Source organism: Parafrankia soli, from assembly GCF_001854695.1.
Taxonomy (GTDB): domain Bacteria; phylum Actinomycetota; class Actinomycetes; order Frankiales; family Frankiaceae; genus Parafrankia; species Parafrankia soli.
In genome coordinates this window covers 1-1,998 of record NZ_MAXA01000070.1, presented here as the reverse complement: position 1 = coordinate 1,998, position 1,998 = coordinate 1, and the positions used below count along the sequence as shown (strand labels likewise).

The window sequence follows — 1,998 nt, the reverse complement described above, 5'->3', positions numbered from 1 at the left end:
TGACCCCCTGGCTCCTGCTACGACGCTGCTGGCACGCCTGGTCACCCACACCCCCGCCTGCTGACCTGGACACCCTGATCGCCGCAGTCGGCGCAGGCCACGGCCTGCACCTCTACCTCCCACCTTGATCCAACGAACTACCGCTAGGTGGTGTTCCGCCCTCCGGCGGTCACGGCCTTCGCACGAGTATCGTAGCCATTGATGTATATGTTTTCAACCGATTACGCCGCCCGGTGCCGACGCCAGCCAGCCTTCGAGCTCGCGCCGGAGGACCTTGCCCATCGGGCTTCGCGGCAGCTCGTCGACGACCTCCAGGCGTTCCGGGCACTTGTGACGGGCCAGCCCCTCGGCTCGGCAGTGTGCCACGAGGGCGGCCAGCGTGACCTCGTCGCCCGGCCCGCCCGGCCCGCCCGGCCCGACCACGACGACGGCGCACACCCGCTCGCCGGTGCGCTCGTCCGGCACACCGACGACCGCGACGTCGCGCACCGCGGGATGCCGCGCCAGCACCCTCTCCACCTCCGCCGCGGAGATGTTCTCCGCGTTGCGGATGACGACCTCCTTCAGACGACCCCGCACCCGCACCCGGCCCTGCTCGTCGACGTCTCCGAGGTCCCCCGTCCGCAGCCAGCCGTCGGCGTCGAAGGCGTCGGCGTCCAGCGCCGCGTCCTGGTAGCCGAGGAAACACTGCGGGCCCTTCAACCGCAGCTCGCCAGCGACGACCCGCACCCGGACACCGGCGGCCGGCCGGCCAACCGTCGTGCCGGGCTCGGCGTCCGTCGGCGTCTCGCTGGTGGCCACCGGGAACTCGGTGAGCCCCCAGGAGCCCAGCACTCCGGGCACGCCGAGGACCTCCGCGACCTCCCGGCTGACGGGCTCCGGTGTCGCCGCGCCGCCGCCGACGCAGGCACGCAGCGCCGGGAAGAGCGGCTTCCCGGCGCGACGGCGCTGCGCGGCCGCGTACGCGCGGAAGAACGGCGTCGCGGAGCCGAGGATCGTCGGCCGGTGGGCCGCCATCCGCTCAGGCGTCACGGCCGGGTCGAACGCGTCGAACAGAACCAGCGTCCCGCCGGCCCGCAGCGCCGCCGCGAGCATCGAGACCCCGCCGATGTGGCCGATCGGCCAGGCGATCGGGTACACGTCCCCGGCGCCGAAACCGAGCCCGGCGACGACACCGTCCGACGAGGCGATCACCGAGGCGTCGGTGTGCCGGGCCCCTTTCGGGTCGGCGGTCGTGCCGGAGGAGTAGTAGATCCACCGGCACTCGTCGGCCCGCGCGGGGGCGGCGGGCAGGCCGGTGGAGTCGCCCTCGGGCAGGCGAAGTGCCGACCCGGGCGGGCCGTCGAGGTCCAGTGCCAGCACCTCGGGCCCGAACGACCTGGCCATCTCGCCGTGGCCGAACCCGTGCCACGACTCGGGCACGACGACCAGGCGTGCCGAGACCTGCCGCACGATGAACCCGACCTCCCGGTGGCGGAACGCCGGGATGACGGGGTTCTGGACCGCACCGAGCCGCGCGCAGGCCGCCAGCAGCACCACCGCCTCCAGCGTCGTGGGCAGCTGCCAGGACACGACGTCGCCCGGCTCCACGCCGTGCCCGTGCAGGCCCGCCGCCGCGCGGCCGGCCGCGTCACGCAGGGCCGCGGTGGTCAGCGAGCGGCCGTGGTCGTCCGCCAGCACGACGGCGTCCGGCACGCGCCGGGCGGCGTCGTCGAGCAGGCCCCAGAACGTCAACGTGGTCGTCCTCTCCTGTGCGCGTCCGGCGCGCGCGGCAAGCCACGCCGGCGCGGCCGCCGGCCCTCGCCGGTGGCACCTACCGGCCACCACCTCGATATTGAGGCTGGAAAAGTCTAAATATATAACTTAGAGTTCTCGCCCAGACAGCGGGTCGCCGGGGTGAACCTGCCGGCCGACAGCCGCCCATCACGCAGGGACAGATCATGGAACAGAGCACGCGGGCAGGCAGCTTACGTAGACGGTCGCGGATGCGCGGGCCGC

At 73.5% G+C, this 1,998-nt stretch carries 1 protein-coding gene; it reads right to left on the bottom strand.

What is annotated here, in order from left to right; translation table 11 throughout:
- Nucleotides 1–213 precede the first annotated feature (213 nt).
- Nucleotides 214–1,734 carry a class I adenylate-forming enzyme family protein gene (locus tag BBK14_RS08280; protein ID WP_071060730.1) on the bottom strand — a complete coding sequence of 507 codons (1,521 nt, stop codon included), beginning with the start codon at nt 1,732–1,734 and terminating at the stop codon, nt 214–216.
- Nucleotides 1,735–1,998 lie beyond the last annotated feature (264 nt).